Origin of the sequence: Citrobacter sp. JUb117, from assembly GCF_024809055.1 — a bacterium.
Classification (GTDB): domain Bacteria; phylum Pseudomonadota; class Gammaproteobacteria; order Enterobacterales; family Enterobacteriaceae; genus Citrobacter; species Citrobacter gillenii.
Genome location: NZ_JANUFB010000007.1, coordinates 97,586 through 113,594, shown reverse-complemented (window position 1 = coordinate 113,594; position 16,009 = coordinate 97,586). Strand labels below are relative to the sequence as shown.

The window sequence follows — 16,009 nt, the reverse complement described above, 5'->3', positions numbered from 1 at the left end:
TAAACCCTTTACTTTCAGTAAATTATGGGAAAATTAATAAAATAAACCATACAATACAATGATAATTAAAAACAAAACCACAAGGACAGCAAATAAACACACGCACAATGAAAGGTATTTAATCAACGATTAAACAAAATCAAACCCACAGCAAAACCTATTGATATTAAAAATGATAAATTCAATAAAGTATAAATAGCGCATATTAAATTTTTAAAAATACGGTACGCGGGTTTCACTCGCATAAGGCCAACTTTCGTAAAACACCCACACACAGGTTGAGGTATACTACGGCCTTCGATTCCACAAACATCAGGCATACCATGACAGACCTAATCCAACGCCCTCGCCGCCTGCGCAAATCCCCTGCGCTGCGCGCCATGTTTGAAGAGACAACACTCAGCTTAAATGACCTGGTGTTGCCGATCTTTGTTGAAGAAGAACTCGACGATTACAAAGCCATCGAGGCCATGCCCGGCGTGATGCGCATTCCAGAGAAACATCTGGCACGCGAAATCGAACGCATTGCCAACGCCGGTATCCGCTCGGTGATGACCTTTGGTATTTCCCACCATACCGATGACACCGGCAGCGATGCCTGGAAAGAAGACGGACTGGTGGCGCGCATGTCACGCATTTGCAAGCAAACCGTGCCGGAGATGATCGTCATGTCCGACACCTGCTTCTGCGAATATACCTCGCACGGTCACTGCGGCGTATTGTGTGACCACGGCGTAGATAACGATTTAACCCTCGCGAACCTCGGTAAACAGGCAGTGGTTGCCGCCGCGGCGGGCGCCGACTTTATCGCACCGTCCGCCGCCATGGACGGTCAGGTGCAGGCTATTCGCCAGGCGCTGGACGCCGCGGGCTTCACTGATACCGCGATCATGTCCTACTCCACCAAGTTCGCCTCCTCCTTCTACGGCCCATTCCGCGAAGCCGCGGGCACCGCGCTGAAAGGCGATCGTAAAACCTACCAAATGAACCCGATGAACCGTCGTGAAGCCATTCGCGAATCACTGCTGGACGAAGCCCAGGGTGCAGACTGCCTGATGGTGAAACCGGCCGGTGCATACCTGGATATTCTGCGTGATATTCGCGAACGCACCGAACTGCCGATTGGCGCCTACCAGGTCAGCGGCGAATACGCGATGATCAAATTCGCTGCCCTGGCAGGGGCAATAGATGAAGAGAAAGTCGTGCTGGAAAGTTTAGGCTCGATCAAACGCGCAGGCGCGGATCTGATCTTCAGTTACTTTGCCCTGGATCTGGCTGAGAAAAAAATTCTGCGTTAATGACGCGGTGTTGCCGGATGGCGGCTTCGCCCTGTCCGGCCTGCACGCCGGGGCCCGGTGGGCAAAGCGCCATCGGGCACGTTAGCTCGCACGATAGTAAGGTTTGTCTCCGAGAATCGTCGCCCGGTGCATAATGCGCCGCTGCGGCAGGTAGTCTGCATTGGCATAATGCTGCGTCACGCGGTTATCCCAAATCGCCACATCGTCAGGCTGCCAGCGCCAGCGTACCTGAAACTCCGGTTTGGTGATGTGGGCAAACAGAAATCCGAGCAGCGCCTCACTCTCTTTTTCCGTCACATCGACAATTCGTGTCGTGAACCCTTCATTCACAAACAGCGCCTGTTTGCCGCTCACCGGATGCGTTCGCACTACCGGATGCAGCAACGGTGGGTGCTTTGTCACCGCCTCCAGCCAACGCTGATGCTCTTCTTCGGTATTACGGTATTTGAACTCCTGAAACGATTTACGGAAATCATGTTCGGCCCGCAGGCCGCTCAGCAGTTGGCGGAAAGGTTCTGAAAGCGCTTCAAAAGCGGCAATGCCGCTGGTCCACAGCGTATCGCCACCTGTTGATGGCAGCTCTTTTGCCGCCAGAATCGCCCCGGCAGGTGGCGTCTCAATAAAGGTTACATCGGTGTGCCAGTTGTCGTTATCCGGCGGATTGTCGTTGTGAGTATCGAGGACGATGATCTCCTCAACGCCCTGCGCATGCGGGTAAACCGGATGGATATGCAAGTCGCCAAAACGCAACGCCAGCGCCCGCTGCTGCTGTGGTGTGATCGCCTGCTCGCGCAGGAACACCACCTGATGACGAAGTACCGCGTGGTACAACTGTTCAAACTGGTTATCGCTCAGCGGTCGCGTCAAATCCGCCCCGGTGACCTGCGCACCTATATAGGGCCCCAGCGGGATAATGCTCAGACGTTCACTCATTGTACTTCTCCATGCCAGGGCGTCAGACGGCGCTGAAGCGCACGCAAACCCAATTCTAAAATAAAGGCGATCACGGCAATCACCATAATTCCCGCCAGCACCACATCCGTTGCCAAAAACTCACCCGCTGACTGCACCATAAACCCCAGACCTCGCGTCGCGGCAATCAGCTCCGCCGCCACTAATGTCGACCACCCCACACCCAGTCCAATCCGCAGCCCGGTAAGAATTTCCGGCAAAGCACCCGGTAAAATTACAAACCACAATACCTGTGCGCGGCTGGCCCCCAGCGACTGAGCGGCCCGCACCCGCACCTGCTGCACACTTTTGACGCCCGCCAGCGCAGACATCGCCACAGGGGCAAAAATCGCCAGATAGATCAGCAGGATCTTCGAGGTTTCGCCGATGCCAAACCAAATAACCATCAGTGGCAAATAGGCCAGCGGCGGTACCGGACGATACAGTTCGATGATCGGATCGACGATCCCGCGTACCGTCGGACTCAGCCCCATCGCGATCCCCACCGGCACGCCGAGCAGCACCGCGGCCAGCAGAGCAATGACGATACGCGTCAGGCTGGCGGCCAGATGCTGCCACAGCGTGGCATCCATAAAGCCCTGCGGTCCGGCAATGACGATAAGTTTTTGCAGTACCTGCCCCGGCGGCGGTAAAAACAGCGGGCTGATGAATTGCAGTGCCGCCACTGCCCACCACACCACCAGAAACACGCCCAATGTGCCAACACTTAACGTCATCTGACGTGAAAGCGGCCAGCGCCAGCGCAACGCACGCGGACGGGGTTTGTCGTTAATCACCACGCTCATGAGAACGCCTCCCGTTGCGCGAAAACGCGGCCTAGCACGTATTCACGCATGGCAATAAACTGGGGATCGGATTTAATGCTGCGACTCGGCTCCCCGGCCACAAAGCGGCGGGCGAAATTTAGCGGTAAGCGTTCCAGCACCCGGCCCGGTCCCGGAGACAACAGCACCAGTTCGGTCGCCATAAACACCGCCTCTTCGATATCGTGGGTAATCAGCAGCACCTGTTTGCCGGTCTCCTGCCACAGCGTCAACAGCAGGGTTTGCATCTGCTCGCGGGTAAAAGCATCCAGCGCGCCAAAGGGTTCATCCAACAGCAACAGTTGCGGATTTGCCGCCAGCGCCCGGGCAATGCCGACGCGCTGACGCTGACCACCGGAAAGCTGCCAGATAAAGCGCTTTTCCGCGCCTTCCAGCCCAACCTTCTTCAGCATATCCTGCGCGATGCGTTGACGCTGTGACTTCTCTACACCGGCCAGTTGCAGGCCTAATCCGACGTTATCCTGCACGTTACGCCACGGCAGCAAGCCTTCGTTCTGGAACACCACGCCGCGCTCGGCCCCCGGGCCTGTCACTTTTTTACCCGCCAGCACGATGCTGCCGTGCTGATACGGCACAAACCCGGCAATCAGATTCAGCAGCGTGGTTTTGCCGCAGCCGGAAGGCCCGAGCACCACCAGCAGTTCACCGCCGTCGAGCGTCAGGTTGATGTCGTCCAGCACCGGCTTTCCGTCATAGCGGGCGGCAAGATGAGAGATTTGCAGCATCAGCGCCCCCTTATTGCACGAAGCGATCGGTAACGTACTGGCTGTAATCCGTCGCCACAGCGGGCACTTTGCCCTGCTCTTTGAGGAACTGCGCAGTGTCGATAATCGCTTTATTCACCGGTCCGGTCAGCTCGGCGGTTTGCTGCTGCGGTGTCAGGTAGGTGTTACCTTTTACCAGTCCCGGAATATCCGCTTCCGGCACGCCGCTTAAGCGCGACAGCTTGCTGATGTTGTCCGGCTGCTTTAGCCATTCATCGGGATCAGTAATATAGGGCTGTTGGGCATCAATCGCGCTTTTGGCAAAGGCCTTCACCACCTCAGGATGCTGCTCGGCAAAATCTTTGCGCACGACCCACACGTCCAGCGTCGGCGCGCCCCACTCACCTACTTTTTCCGAGTCGGTTAACACCTTGCCGTCTTTTTCCAGCGCGTTCACCGCCGGTGCCCAGACGTAGGCGCCGTCAATATCCCCGCGCTGCCAGGCGGCAATAATCGCTGGCGGCTGCAGGTTCACAATCTCCACCTGACCGGGCTTGATGCCCCAGTGTTTTAACGCGGCCAGCAGGCTGTAATGGGTGGTGGAGATAAACGGCACGGCAATACGTTTACCGATCAAATCCTCAGGTTTGTTGATGCTTTTCTTCACCACCAGCGCCTCGGAGTTACCGAGTTTGGACGCCAGCAGGAACACCTCAATCGGTACCTGTTGGCTGGCCGCAACCGCCAACGGGCTGGAGCCAAGATTGCCAATTTGTACGTCGCCAGACGCCAGCGCCCGGACGATGCTCGCCCCGCTGTCGAACTTACGCCAGTCAACGGTGGCCCCGCTCTCTTTAGCAAACGTGTTGTCCGCCTGCGCCACTTTGGCCGGTTCAGCGGAGGTCTGATACGCGACGGTGACGTTCACCGCCTGCGCCTGAAATGCAACCACTGCCAGTACGGCAAGGAGTGTATTACGCGATGATATAGCCATGATTGTCTGCTCCCCTGTCTTGTTATGTGGGGCAGTATTTCGTTACGGCACACTTTGATAAAGGAATTAAAAATTCTGGCTAAGAACAAAGCGTTTTTAGAAAAAAAGCGGCAATAGTTAGCTATTTCGCTCATGACAGATGGAATTCGTAGGCCTGATAAGCGCAGCGCCATCAGGCACTGTTGCCGGATGGCGGCGCAAGCGCCTTACCCGGCCTACAACACCTGCAAATTATTGCGATTTTGTTACATTCGTTACATAACAGCATCCCGGTGATTGCCAGCGTAATGCGGGCAGGAATCATAGACGCCATTGTCAGACAAGAGAGCAAGAAAATGATCCAGTTTGATCTTACCTCGCTGTAAGTGACCCACGATCAGAGCGAAGCTTTCACGGTGTCCGACACCGTACTGGTGATGAGCAAGGGACACATCATGCAGATCGGCTCACCGCAGGATCTGTACCGCCAGCCCGCCTCGCGCTTTATGGCGAACTTTATGGGCGATGCCAACCTGTTCCCGGCCGCGTTCAGCGAGGCGTTTGTCGATATTTACGGTTATCGCCTGCCAAGGCCGCTGCATTTCGCCACCCAGGGAGAAGGTACGGTTGGCGTGCGTCCGGAGGCAATTACGCTCAGCGATCGCGGCGAGGAGAGCCAGCGCTGTGTGATCCAGCACGTCGCCTATATGGGGCCGCAGTATGAGGTCACGGTAGAGTGGCACGGGCAGGAAATTCTATTGCAGGTCAACGCCACGCGCTTACAGCCAAACGCTGGCGAGCAGTATTACCTCGAAATCCACCCGTACGGCATGTTTGTGTTAGCAGATACCGTGTGATTGATGCCGGGTGGCACACATTGTAGGCCGGGTAAGGCATCAGCCGCCACCCGGCACAAATTCAGCGCTGGACGTTCAATTCAGCAATATCCGCAGGCGTGGTGCGACAGCACCCGCCAATCAACCGGGCGCCCGCCGCACGCCACTGGGGTAAATAATCCGCCAGCGTTTTACACGCTTCACCGTGAGTGTGCCAGGTTTTGCTCTGCGCATCGTAATGCTCGCCGGAGTTGGGATAGACCACCAGCGGCAGCGCCGTTAAGCCGTGTAAATGCTGCAACGCCTCGGTAGTGTTTTCCAGCGCAATGCAGTTGATACCAATAGCCAGCACCTGCGGGTAGTTTGCCAGTAACGCCACCACTTCGCGCAGCGGCGTGCCGTCGCTCAGGTGTTCGCTGTCACGTAGGGTAAACGAGAACCACGCACGCGCACGCGGGTATTCCGCCAGCAGTTCAGCCAGCGCCTTAATCTCAGTAAAATTCGGCAGCGTTTCGCAGGCTAACAGGTCAGCTCCGGCGTCCAGCAGCGCTTCAACGCGCGGTCGGTGAAACCCCTGAAACTCGTCTTTGCTGCGCACGTAATCGCCACGGTATTCCGAGCCATCCGCCAGATACGCGCCATACGGTCCCACAGACCCGGCCACCAGCAATGTACCCGCCTGCGGGTTTTCCGCCAGATACGCCTCGCGCGCTTTACGCGCCAGCTCCACACTTTTGCCAATCAGTGCCTTCGACTGCGCCTCATCCAGACCTCGGGCGGCAAAACCTGCCGGCGTGGCCTGATAGCTGGCGGTGATCGCACATTGAGCACCCGCCCGGTAGTAATCTAGATGGACTTCGCGGATAAGCTGCGGGTTTTCTACCAGCACTTTCGCTGACCACAGGCTATCGGCCAGGTTACAGCCGCGCGCCTCCAGTTCCGTCGCCATCGCACCATCCAGCAACAGGAAATCCTGTTTCTCAAGAAGGGTACGTAACGGATTATTCTGCGACATGGTGTGGCTCCTGTTTTACTTTACGGGGTTGAGTAAGGAAATAAGCACCATAGCACAACGCCACAAACGGTAACCCGCACCACAACGCAATTCTCTGCGCGGGATCGAAGGCCAGGCCGACACAGGCCACCAGGCACAGCACAAACCCCAATACGGGAACCAGCGGATACCACGGCGCACGATAATGCAATTCACTCACAGCCTTTCCTTGCTGTAAGTGACGGCGGCGAAAAACAAAATGCGAAGCGCAGATGCTCAGCCACACCGCCACCACCGCAAACCCGGAGATCGCCGACAGCGCCACAAATACCGTATCCGGGGCGATCACGCTGGAAAACAGCGCCAACACGCCGCCGAGCATGCTGACCGATATGGCTGTCAGCGGCACGCCGTTTTTGGTTACCCGCGCAAAACAGGCGGGCAGCGTACGTTCATTCGACAGCGACCACAGCATGCGCCCGGAAGCATACAGTCCTGAATTCGCAGCCGAAAGAATGGCCGTCAGGATCACGACGTTAAAAATATCCGCCGCATATGGAATCCCCACCTTCTCAAACACCAGCACAAACGGGCTTTTCTCCACTCCCGCCTGCTGCATCGGGATCAATGCCGCCAGCACAAACACGGTGCCAATAAAGAAAATAATCAGTCGTGCGATAGTGGTACGAATCGCCACCGGAATCACCTTGCGTGGGTTTTCCGTTTCGCCTGCCGCGATGCCGATAAGCTCGGTTCCCGAGAAAGCAAAGTTCACCGCCACCATGGTCATCAGGATCGGAAGGCCGCCATGTGGAAACCAGCCTTCTGCGGTGAGATTGCTCAGCCCCGGCGCGGGTGAACCATCCTGCATCGGGATAAAGCCAAAAATGGCCGCCCCGCCGAGGATAATAAAGGCGATGATGGTGATGACTTTTACCAGCGAGAACCAGAATTCCCCTTCGGCAAAAAAGCGCGTAGAAATGACGTTCAGGCCAAAGATAACGACGCAGAAAACCACGCACCAGATCCACACCGGCACCTGTGGGAACCAGTACTGCATGCAGAAACCAGCGGCGGTAAAGCTGGAGCCAAGCGCCACGGTCCAGGTCAGCCAGTAGAGCCAGGCTACGGTGTAACCCGTCGCCGGGCCGAGGTAACGCGCGGCATAAACGTGAAACGCGCCGGTTTCCGGCATCGCCACCGACAGTTCACCCAGACATTGCATCACTAGCCAGACCACCAGCGCGCCAATCAAATAGGCCAGCAGCGTCCCCGCAGCCCCGGTGGTGGAGATGATGTACCCGGTATTAAAGAATAACCCTGTGCCAATCACGCCACCTAAAGAGAGCATAATCAGGTGACGCGTTTTCATTGTGCGCTTCAGTGGCGCATTTTGTTGTGTTGTTTGCATATGACCTTCTAAACGTATGGACATCTAAACATCCAAAGAAGGTTTGTTATACCGCGTTTGTAAACACAATGCAAAGTTAGCCCTGCACCAGACGCAGATGCCCGCGCCGGGCGCTCAACACAGGACGAGGATTAACAATAAGATACAAAAAAGGTCGCCAGGCCATAACGCCTCCGCTATCAGGGTTTATTCAACTCTGGCAACGGAGACGTCCAATGACGTTCCCCCGAAAGTAGGAACCGCGCGTCACACCTCATACGTCCGGATGAGCGCACGGTCAGGAGTCGCTGGCTTGAACCTGTATCTGTGATTTACGGCTCATCAGCACAAACACCGCCAGCCCGGCCAGCAAAATACCCGGTGCGGAGGCCGCCATCACGCCTACCGTTCCGGTGCCCAGCGCCAGCATTTTCCCCGCCAACAGTGGACCACTCATCGCCCCGAGGCGCCCAACGGCCACCGCGGTGCCTACGCCGGTGGCGCGGATGGGGGTGCTGTAAAACAGCGGAGCCAGCGCATACAGCACGCTTTGGCCGCCGGTGGCAAACATCCCTGCGACAAATCCGGCCACCAGCATACCGCTCAATGACGACACCGTACCGAGCGCCAGCAGTGAAGCCAGCATCCCAGTGTAAATCAGTAGCGACATCACCACCGGGCGCAGTTTATCCATCAATGCACCGAGGATTAACGTCCCGCTGGCCGCGCCGATTTGCAGGGCAAACATCACGCCCGCCGCCTGTGAGGGACGAAAGCCCTGTTCAACCAGCAGCATCGGCAGCCAGTTGATCAGCATATACACCACCAACAGGGTGAAGAAATAACACAGCCACAGCAGCAACGTGGCGGTCGCGGTGGCAGGGGCAAACAGCGCACGCAACGGTGCGGCGGCGGCCTGCGTTTGCTGGGCATACACATGTGATTCCGGTAGCCAACACATCAGCAACGGCACCAGCAGCAGCGGGATCACCCCACCAACCCAGAACACAGTTTGCCAGGCGGAGGCCACACCGCTAAAACCCAGCGCCGCCGCCAGCGCTGCGCCAATCGGCACCCCGCAGTACATCAGGCTCACCGCGGTGCCGCGAAAGCGCGGGCCTGCGGCTTCGGAGGTCAGCGCGATCAGGTTCGGCAACGCCGCCCCCAACCCAACACCGGTCATCAGGCGGGCAAACACCAGCGACGAGAAATCCCAGGATATCGCCGTCGCCAGCGAAAACAGGCCAAACAGCGCCACGGAGCCAATAAGGATCCGCTTGCGCCCATAGCGGTCAGCCAGCATACCGCCCACCAGCGCGCCGGGCAGTAATCCCAGAATACCGGCGCTGAAGATCCAGCCCATCTGCATTTTATCTAACGCAAAAGCCTGGGCGATGCCGACGGCAGCGATACCGGCGGCCTGTAAATCCAGCCCTTCCATCAGGGCGACTAAAAAACACAGCCCGACGGTCAGCGTCAGACGGGAGGAGGATGCGGGGGTACGGGTTGTCATGAGGTGTACCTCTGAGGTCACGATGCAGGTGAAGCGCGGCTGATACGTTGCCAGCCGCGTCATTATTTTTATTTGCTGTTGCGCAGATCCAGCGCCACGTCGACGATCATATCTTCCTGGCCGCCCACCATTCGGCGTTTGCCCAGTTCAACCAGAATATCCACCGCGCTCAGACCATAGCGCGCCGCCGCCACTTCGCAATGACGCAGGAAGCTGGAATAGACCCCGGCATAACCCAGCGCCAGCGTTTCGCGATCCACCCGCACCGGGCGGTCCTGCAGCGGACGGACTAAATCGTCGGCGGCATCCATCAGCGGGTAAAGGTCGGTGCCGTGCTGCCAGCCGAGCTTATCCGCAGCGGCGATAAACACCTCCAGCGGCGCGTTGCCCGCCCCTGCGCCCATGCCCGCCAGGCTGGCATCAATACGGTCACAACCCTCTTCTACTGCCGCCAGGGAGTTCGCCACACCGAGGCTCAGGTTGTGGTGAGCATGCATCCCGGTTTCCGTTTCCGGCTTCAGCACCGCTTTCAGGGCGCGGAAGCGATCGCGAATGTCCGTCATGTTCATTGCCCCGCCGGAATCGACCACATAGATACAGGTCGCACCGTAGTTTTCCATCAGCTTCGCCTGCTGCGCCAGTTTCTCCGGCGTGGTCATGTGGCTCATCATCAGAAAGCCGACGGTGTCCATACCCAGCTCGCGCGCATACTGAATATGCTGGGCCGACACGTCCGCTTCGGTGCAGTGGGTCGCCACGCGCACCACCCGCGCACCGGCCTGGTATGCGTTTTTCAGGTCATGAATCGTGCCGATACCCGGCAGCAACAGCGTGGCGATTTTGGCGTGCTCCACCACGTCCGCCGCCGCTTCAATCCATTCCAGATCGCTGTGCGCGCCAAAGCCGTAGTTAAAGCTGGAGCCCTGTAACCCGTCGCCGTGCGCCACCTCAATGGAATCGACACGCGCATCGTCCAGTGCTTTAGCGATTTGGCGGACGTTTTCCAGCGAATATTGATGACGAATAGCGTGCATGCCGTCACGCAAGGTCACGTCAGAGATATAGAGTTTTTTACCGTTCATGCTGCTTCTCCTGCCTGACGCGCGAGTGACTGTGCCATCTTTTCAGCGGTCGCCAGCGCGCTGGAGGTCATAATATCGAGATTGCCCGCGTAGGCTGGCAGGTAGTGCGCCGCACCTTCCACTTCCAGATACACCGCAGTTTTCAGGCCGGAGAACTGGCCAATACCCGGCAGATTCACCGGTTTATCCTGTGGGATGACCTCAAACTGCACGCGCTGTTTCAGGCGGTAGCCCGGCACGTACGCGTGTACCGCCGCTGCCATTTGGTTAATCGACGCCTCAATTTCTGCCTGAGAAGCCTCTTCGCTCAGCACATACACCGTGTCGCGCATCATCAGCGGCGGCTCCGCTGGGTTGAGCACAATAATCGCTTTGCCTTTCTCGGCACCGCCCACCACTTCAATCGCCTTCGAGGTGGTTTCGGTAAATTCATCAATATTGGCGCGCGTGCCCGGCCCCGCGGACTTGCTGGCTATAGAGGCGATAATCTCGGCGTAATACACCCGCGCCACGCGGGACACCGCCGCCACCATCGGGATGGTCGCCTGGCCGCCGCAGGTCACCATATTGACGTTCAGCCGATCCACATTGGCCTCGAGATTCACTACTGGCACGCAGTACGGGCCAATCGCCGCCGGCGTCAGGTCGATCAGGCGGATCCCCGGCTTAACCGCGCGTAAGGCGGCGTCATTTTTCACGTGCGCACCCGCGCTGGTGGCGTCAAACACGATGTCGATATCGGCAAATTCCGGCATTGCCATCAGCCCCGTTACCCCTTCATGGGTGGTGGCGACGCCCATGCGTCTGGCGCGCGCCAGACCGTCGGATCCCGGGTCGATACCGACCATCACCGCCATCTCAAGCTGCTTGCCGTGACGCAGAATTTTAATCATCAAATCGGTGCCGATGTTACCGGAGCCGATAATGGCGACTTTACGCTTACTCATGACTGACTTCCTTTTGTAACCGCTGCAGAGAACGTGGCGGCGACTGAACCAATACCCTCGATATGGGCCTCAAAACGATCGCCCGCATTTACCGCGACCATCGGGCCTAACGCCCCGGTGAGAATGATGTCTCCGGCACGTAGCGGCTCGCCGAGGCTGGCCATTTTGCGCGCCAGCCAAACGGCGGCGTTGATCGGATGCCCCAGACATTCGCTACCGCGCCCGCTGGAAACCTCCTCGTTATTACGCGTCATTTTCATCGTGCAGTTTTTCAGATCTAACCCCGCCGGGCGCTGCGCCGGGCCGCCAACCACGTACACGCCGCAGGAGGCGTTATCCGCCACGGTATCAACAAATTGAATCGACCAGTCGCGAATACGGCTGCCGACCACTTCCATTGCGGGCAGCACCCACTCGATGGCGTTAACCAGCTCATCAAACGTGGTGTCGGTCGCAGGCAGGTCGCGGTTCAGCACCAGCGCAATCTCCGCTTCAATCCGCGGTTGCAGCACGCGCTCAAACGGGATGGTATCGTTATCGCCGTAACACATGTCGGCAAACAGCGTGCCGAAGTCGGGCTGACTGACCCCCAGTTGCTGCTGGACTTTCGGGTGCGTCAGCCCCACCTTGCGCCCAACCACGCGACGCCCCTGCGCCACGTCGTGCTGCACGTTGATGTGCTGAATGGCGTAGGCCGCCTCGGCGTTGTCCACACCAATCAATTCGCGCAGCGGGGCAATCGCGACACCCTGCTCCTGTGCCTGGCGTAAATCAGCGGCTAACTGTTCAAGATTACGATTCGTCATTTCCGTTCCTTAAGGTCGTGCGAGGAAGTTCAGCACCAGCTGATTAAAGGCGTCCGCATGTTCCCACTGCGCCCAGTGCCCGCAGTCGCGGTAAATGTGCAGCTCTGAACCCGCAATTCCGGCGAGCAGGCGCAGCCCGGCGTCCATCGGCACGAAGCGATCGTTGCGTCCCCAGACAATCAGAGTCTGGGCTTTGATCTCCGCCAGACGCGGACTAAAGTCCGGGAACTGTTTTGGATTGGCTTCCAGGCTCTGGACAAAGTTTTCCAGGTGATCGCGACGCGACAGCATGTTATTGAGTCGTGCCTCAAACAGCGCGTCGGTCAGGTCGCTGGTGTCGAACACAAAGATGTCCATCATCAACTTCAGATTCTCGATGGTCGGCTCGCGATACAGCTGGTTCAGGCGCTTGATGCCTTCAGTTGGCATCGGCGTAAACAGGCTCATACCGCCCGTCCCACCGCCCATCAGCACCAGCTTGCCCACGCGCTCCGGCCAGCTCAGGGTGAACGCCACGGCGCTGTGGCCACCCATCGAGTTGCCCAGTAAGTGGACTTGCTGAAGATCCAGCTGATCGACCACACTTTTCAGGATGCGGGCGTTCAGATCTGATCGCGACCCGCGGTTAACGATCCCATCGCTTTTCCCCCAGCCCGGGCAATCCAACAGGATCACCCGGTAACCGGCCTCAACCAGCGGATCGATATTGCGGCTGAAGTTGGCCCAGCCCGTGGCGCCCGGGCCGGATCCGTGCAGCAGCACAACGGTCTCTTCGCCCTGCCCACAGTCATTGACATGTACGCGTAGGGTTTCGCCAGCTTCCTGCACCTCAAGAAAACGGCTGCTGGCGGCTTCGGTTTGCGGTTGGTAAGTCATGATGTTCTCCTGCATGTTCAGTTCTGTTTCAGTTCTGTGTGGCGGCGCTCAACGAGCCAAATCCGGCGATCCACTCCGGGATCGGACGGTAGTAACGGCCTTCGCTGCGCCAGTGACCAAAAGCAGAAATAGCGGCGAAGGCGGCAACCCAGGTTTTCACTTCGTGCGTCGATTTGCCCGCCATCGCGGACAGCTCTTCGTTGCTGACGCCGTCCAGTTCCGCCAGACGCCCCTGCTCAAGCAGAGTCATAAAGCGGTTATCCCAGACGGGGTTGAGCGGGTGCAGCGTGTTCTGATCTTCAACAAACTTTTCGGCGGCGCTGATCACCCGCTGCTGGCGTAGCTGGCGTTCGTTTTCTGGCAACTGCTTACCGCTGCCAAGCAGACGGTCGCGCATGTGGGCGTCGGCCTTCGCCAGCTCGGGCACCGGCGGCTGGTGCGACAGCCCACCGGAGCCTATAAACAGCACGCGTTTATTCAGTGAGCTGGTGAACCGACCAATCGCCTCGCCGAGCAGGCGAGTGCGCTGGAAGCCCGGCAGCGGCGTAGCGACACCGTTAATAAACACCGGCAATACCGGGACCTTATCCAGCCCGCCGAGCAAAAACTCCAGCGGCTGAGCAAAGCCGTGATCGACCTGCATGTTGTACGACACGGCAAGATCGATGCCGCTTTTCATCACCGCGTGGGCGCAGGCTTCCGCGAGATCCGCCGGTACCGGCAGTTCTCCCGCCGCGCTGCCAAAATCACCGATCGCCGTGGCGCCAATGCCTAAGCAAAACGGCGGCATCACATCGTAGAAAAAACCGTTGTAGTGATCGGGGGCAAACAGCACCACCAGTTCGGGATCGAACGCCGCAATGCGCGCACGGGCGCTGGCGATCACCCCGTTGACCTCGTCGAGCACGGCCTGTGCCGGGTCGACATAGCCCACCAGCGGCGAGTGGGAAAGACAGTGAAGATAAGCGTGCATATCAGGCGACCTTTTCGACAGGAACCGCGACATGAGTGCGGGTGAGCGTCATCACCGACGCCAGTTTATTCAGGGTGCTGCCCAGGGTTTGCGGAATGGCAACCGCAGCAACGAAGCGATCCGGACGCATCACCACCAGCGCGGCGTTATGTTGGGAAAACCACGCGCGCAGGCGATTTTGCGTATCACCAATACGGATAACCCCGTCGTGGTTATCCTGTGAGGTATTGATCTGCGTGTCCGGCACCACCTGGATAAACCGCGTGCCGAGCGCGCGCCACAGCTGGATTTGCTCGTCACTCATACCCCACAGCGGATTACAGCCCCAGCCAACCACCGCAAAATTCGGCCCGATGACGTTGTCGAGCAGCGTCACGTCACCCGTTTCCAGCGTCACCTTTGGCTGAATAAACATCTTGCCGACCGGGGAGGCTTTCGCGTCGCCTTCACGCACCAGCGCCCCGACGTGATATTGCGGCATCGGCTTGAAGCGCATTTCGAGGAAGTAGCGTTTGACCGGCGGAATGTAGTTCAGCAGCCAGGAAATGCCGTCACGCACCGCGCCATGCCAGCGTTTCGGCGGTGCCAGCACGTTACCCGCAGTCACAGACAAATCAATCATGGCTTTGGCGTGATCGCGGCGTTCCTGCTGGTAGGTGTCCAGCAGCGCATCACCGGCTTTGCCCTCAATGACCAGCGCCAGTTTCCACGCCAGGTTGAAGGCATCGCGCATGCCGCTGTTGTACCCCTGCCCCTGCCAGACCGGCATAATGTGTGCGGCATCGCCCGCCAGCAGCACGCGGTCAATACGAAAACGTTCGGCCAGACGGGCGTTATGGGTATACACGCGCTGGCGGATCAGCTCAACGTTGTCCGGGTTCGGCAGCACTTTGCTCAGCAACTGGCGCATATTCTGCGACTCGCTAAGCTGCGCTTCGGTTTCCCCCGGCATCACCATAAATTCAAAGCGGCGCACCGCGTGCGGCAGTGCGGCGGAGACATACGGACGCACCGGATCGCAGCACAGATACACGTGTGGGGTGCTGAGCGGATCGTTGGCGATATCCACCACAATCCACTGATTTGGCGCGGTTTTACCTTCGAATGGCACATTCAGCGAGCGCCTGACGACGCTGCCGCCGCCGTCGCAGGCCACCAGCCACTGGGCCTGCACCGTTTCACGCTGACCGTCCGGTGCCTTCAGGTTCAGCGTCACTTCGCCATCCTTCTGACTGAACGCCTCCAGCTCGCGAGAGAACAGGCAACGCACGTTGGGAAACCGCGACAGCCCTTCCAGCATCACCGCGTCTACCTGCGGCTGAATAAACGCATTACGGCGCGACCAGCCAAACTCGTCGGTCATCGGCTGGATATCAGCAAAGCAGCGGCCCTTGGGGGTAAGAAAGCGCATCGCATGCCATGGCGTGGTGTGCGGCAGCACGTTATCGACCAGACCGACGGACTGCAGGGTGCGCAGCGCTTCATCGTCAATGCCGATGGCGCGCGGATAGTCGATCAGCGCATCGAGCTTCTCCACCACCAGCACCTCAATGCCCATCTGGCCGAGATAGTTCGCCATCATCAGCCCCACCGGACCGGCTCCGGCAATCGCCACCTGCACGGTGTGTTGCACAGCGGGTTGGATATCCGGGTTTATCGTTGTCATTTCAGAACCTCACTACGCGGACAAAACGTCATGGCAGCCTCTGGAGAGATGCCCTTACTTTGTTAAAAATATGTGAATAGTTTTTTATTGTGCGGTCAGTATAGGAGGGTGTTTTTGCGCTACAATCAAAACATACCTGGATGTGCACTTAGTGC

The 16,009-nt window shown here is 58.2% G+C and carries 14 protein-coding genes and 1 pseudogene; 2 read left to right on the top strand and 13 right to left on the bottom strand.

Annotated elements, in window-relative coordinates:
- Window positions 1-323 precede the first annotated feature (323 nt).
- Window positions 324-1,298 (top strand): porphobilinogen synthase, encoded by a 975-nt coding sequence (gene hemB / locus M2374_RS16960; protein ID WP_117342100.1) that lies wholly within the window; start codon window positions 324-326, stop codon window positions 1,296-1,298.
- Window positions 1,299-1,379: 81 nt separating this feature from the next.
- On the opposite strand, the gene tauD is transcribed toward hemB, so the two are convergent.
- The 4 genes from tauD to tauA are packed head-to-tail and all read right to left on the bottom strand — an operon-like array spanning window position 1,380 to window position 4,792.
- A complete protein-coding gene (gene tauD / locus M2374_RS16955) occupies window positions 1,380-2,231 on the bottom strand; it encodes a taurine dioxygenase (RefSeq protein WP_146717450.1) in 852 nt (283 codons plus the stop codon).
- The gene (tauC, locus tag M2374_RS16950; protein WP_117342098.1) at window positions 2,228-3,055 is read right to left on the bottom strand and encodes a taurine ABC transporter permease TauC; all 828 of its coding nucleotides are present in this window, start codon (window positions 3,053-3,055) and stop codon (window positions 2,228-2,230) included. The genes tauD and tauC overlap by 4 nt, the downstream gene beginning before the upstream one ends.
- Window positions 3,052-3,819 (bottom strand): taurine ABC transporter ATP-binding subunit, encoded by a 768-nt coding sequence (gene tauB, locus M2374_RS16945; RefSeq protein WP_115259269.1) that lies wholly within the window; start codon window positions 3,817-3,819, stop codon window positions 3,052-3,054. Before tauB ends, tauC begins: the two co-directional genes overlap by 4 nt.
- A gap of 10 nt (window positions 3,820-3,829) precedes the next feature.
- On the bottom strand, window positions 3,830-4,792 hold the full coding sequence (gene tauA, locus M2374_RS16940) for a taurine ABC transporter substrate-binding protein (protein WP_096758125.1): 963 nt from the start codon (window positions 4,790-4,792) through the stop codon (window positions 3,830-3,832).
- 341 nt (window positions 4,793-5,133) lie between these two features.
- Here tauA and M2374_RS16935 point away from each other — a divergent pair.
- A pseudogene (locus M2374_RS16935) lies at window positions 5,134-5,628 on the top strand (TOBE domain-containing protein); the annotation flags it as partial.
- Between the two features lie 61 nt (window positions 5,629-5,689).
- Here the strand turns inward: M2374_RS16935 and mmuM are convergent.
- The 9 genes from mmuM to M2374_RS16890 form a co-directional block, all read right to left on the bottom strand.
- A complete protein-coding gene (gene mmuM, locus M2374_RS16930; protein WP_181595799.1) occupies window positions 5,690-6,622 on the bottom strand; it encodes a homocysteine S-methyltransferase in 933 nt (310 codons plus the stop codon).
- Complete coding sequence (gene mmuP, locus M2374_RS16925; RefSeq protein ID WP_117342092.1) at window positions 6,609-8,012, bottom strand: S-methylmethionine permease; 1,404 nt, start codon at window positions 8,010-8,012, stop codon at window positions 6,609-6,611. The genes mmuM and mmuP overlap by 14 nt, the downstream gene beginning before the upstream one ends.
- A 277-nt stretch (window positions 8,013-8,289) precedes the next feature.
- Window positions 8,290-9,504 (bottom strand): 3-(3-hydroxy-phenyl)propionate transporter MhpT, encoded by a 1,215-nt coding sequence (gene mhpT, locus M2374_RS16920; protein WP_181688432.1) that lies wholly within the window; start codon window positions 9,502-9,504, stop codon window positions 8,290-8,292.
- Window positions 9,505-9,572: 68 nt separating this feature from the next.
- Window positions 9,573-10,586, bottom strand: a complete 1,014-nt coding sequence (gene mhpE / locus M2374_RS16915; RefSeq protein ID WP_181688433.1) for a 4-hydroxy-2-oxovalerate aldolase — start codon at window positions 10,584-10,586, stop codon at window positions 9,573-9,575.
- Window positions 10,583-11,533 (bottom strand): acetaldehyde dehydrogenase, encoded by a 951-nt coding sequence (gene mhpF, locus M2374_RS16910; RefSeq protein WP_096758135.1) that lies wholly within the window; start codon window positions 11,531-11,533, stop codon window positions 10,583-10,585. The genes mhpE and mhpF overlap by 4 nt, the downstream gene beginning before the upstream one ends.
- Complete coding sequence (gene mhpD / locus M2374_RS16905; RefSeq protein ID WP_115259290.1) at window positions 11,530-12,339, bottom strand: 2-keto-4-pentenoate hydratase; 810 nt, start codon at window positions 12,337-12,339, stop codon at window positions 11,530-11,532. The genes mhpF and mhpD overlap by 4 nt, the downstream gene beginning before the upstream one ends.
- Window positions 12,340-12,348: 9 nt before the next feature.
- Window positions 12,349-13,215, bottom strand: coding sequence for a 2-hydroxy-6-oxonona-2,4-dienedioate hydrolase (gene mhpC, locus M2374_RS16900; RefSeq protein ID WP_096758137.1), 867 nt, complete (start codon window positions 13,213-13,215; stop codon window positions 12,349-12,351).
- Between the two features lie 28 nt (window positions 13,216-13,243).
- Window positions 13,244-14,188 carry a 2,3-dihydroxyphenylpropionate/2,3-dihydroxicinnamic acid 1,2-dioxygenase gene (mhpB, locus tag M2374_RS16895; protein WP_096758138.1) on the bottom strand — a complete coding sequence of 315 codons (945 nt, stop codon included), beginning with the start codon at window positions 14,186-14,188 and terminating at the stop codon, window positions 13,244-13,246.
- A gap of 1 nt (window position 14,189) precedes the next feature.
- Entirely contained in the window at window positions 14,190-15,854 is a 1,665-nt protein-coding gene (locus tag M2374_RS16890; protein WP_181688434.1) for a bifunctional 3-(3-hydroxy-phenyl)propionate/3-hydroxycinnamic acid hydroxylase, read from the bottom strand.
- Between the last annotated feature and the right edge of the window lie 155 nt (window positions 15,855-16,009).

Bases quoted from the DNA above. Each gene is read 5' to 3' on its own strand.
- tauA (WP_096758125.1), bottom strand. From the start codon at position 4,792: ATGGCTATATCATCGCGTAATACACTCCTTGCCGTACTGGCAGTGGTT.
- mhpB (WP_096758138.1), bottom strand. From the start codon at position 14,188: ATGCACGCTTATCTTCACTGTCTTTCCCACTCGCCGCTGGTGGGCTAT.
- mhpT (WP_181688432.1), bottom strand. From the start codon at position 9,504: ATGACAACCCGTACCCCCGCATCCTCCTCCCGTCTGACGCTGACCGTC.
- mmuM (WP_181595799.1), bottom strand. From the start codon at position 6,622: ATGTCGCAGAATAATCCGTTACGTACCCTTCTTGAGAAACAGGATTTC.
- mhpC (WP_096758137.1), bottom strand. From the start codon at position 13,215: ATGACTTACCAACCGCAAACCGAAGCCGCCAGCAGCCGTTTTCTTGAG.
- mmuP (WP_117342092.1), bottom strand. From the start codon at position 8,012: ATGCAAACAACACAACAAAATGCGCCACTGAAGCGCACAATGAAAACG.
- tauD (WP_146717450.1), bottom strand. From the start codon at position 2,231: ATGAGTGAACGTCTGAGCATTATCCCGCTGGGGCCCTATATAGGTGCG.
- mhpD (WP_115259290.1), bottom strand. From the start codon at position 12,339: ATGACGAATCGTAATCTTGAACAGTTAGCCGCTGATTTACGCCAGGCA.
- mhpE (WP_181688433.1), bottom strand. From the start codon at position 10,586: ATGAACGGTAAAAAACTCTATATCTCTGACGTGACCTTGCGTGACGGC.
- tauC (WP_117342098.1), bottom strand. From the start codon at position 3,055: ATGAGCGTGGTGATTAACGACAAACCCCGTCCGCGTGCGTTGCGCTGG.
- tauB (WP_115259269.1), bottom strand. From the start codon at position 3,819: ATGCTGCAAATCTCTCATCTTGCCGCCCGCTATGACGGAAAGCCGGTG.
- hemB (WP_117342100.1), top strand. From the start codon at position 324: ATGACAGACCTAATCCAACGCCCTCGCCGCCTGCGCAAATCCCCTGCG.
- mhpF (WP_096758135.1), bottom strand. From the start codon at position 11,533: ATGAGTAAGCGTAAAGTCGCCATTATCGGCTCCGGTAACATCGGCACC.
- M2374_RS16890 (WP_181688434.1), bottom strand. From the start codon at position 15,854: ATGACAACGATAAACCCGGATATCCAACCCGCTGTGCAACACACCGTG.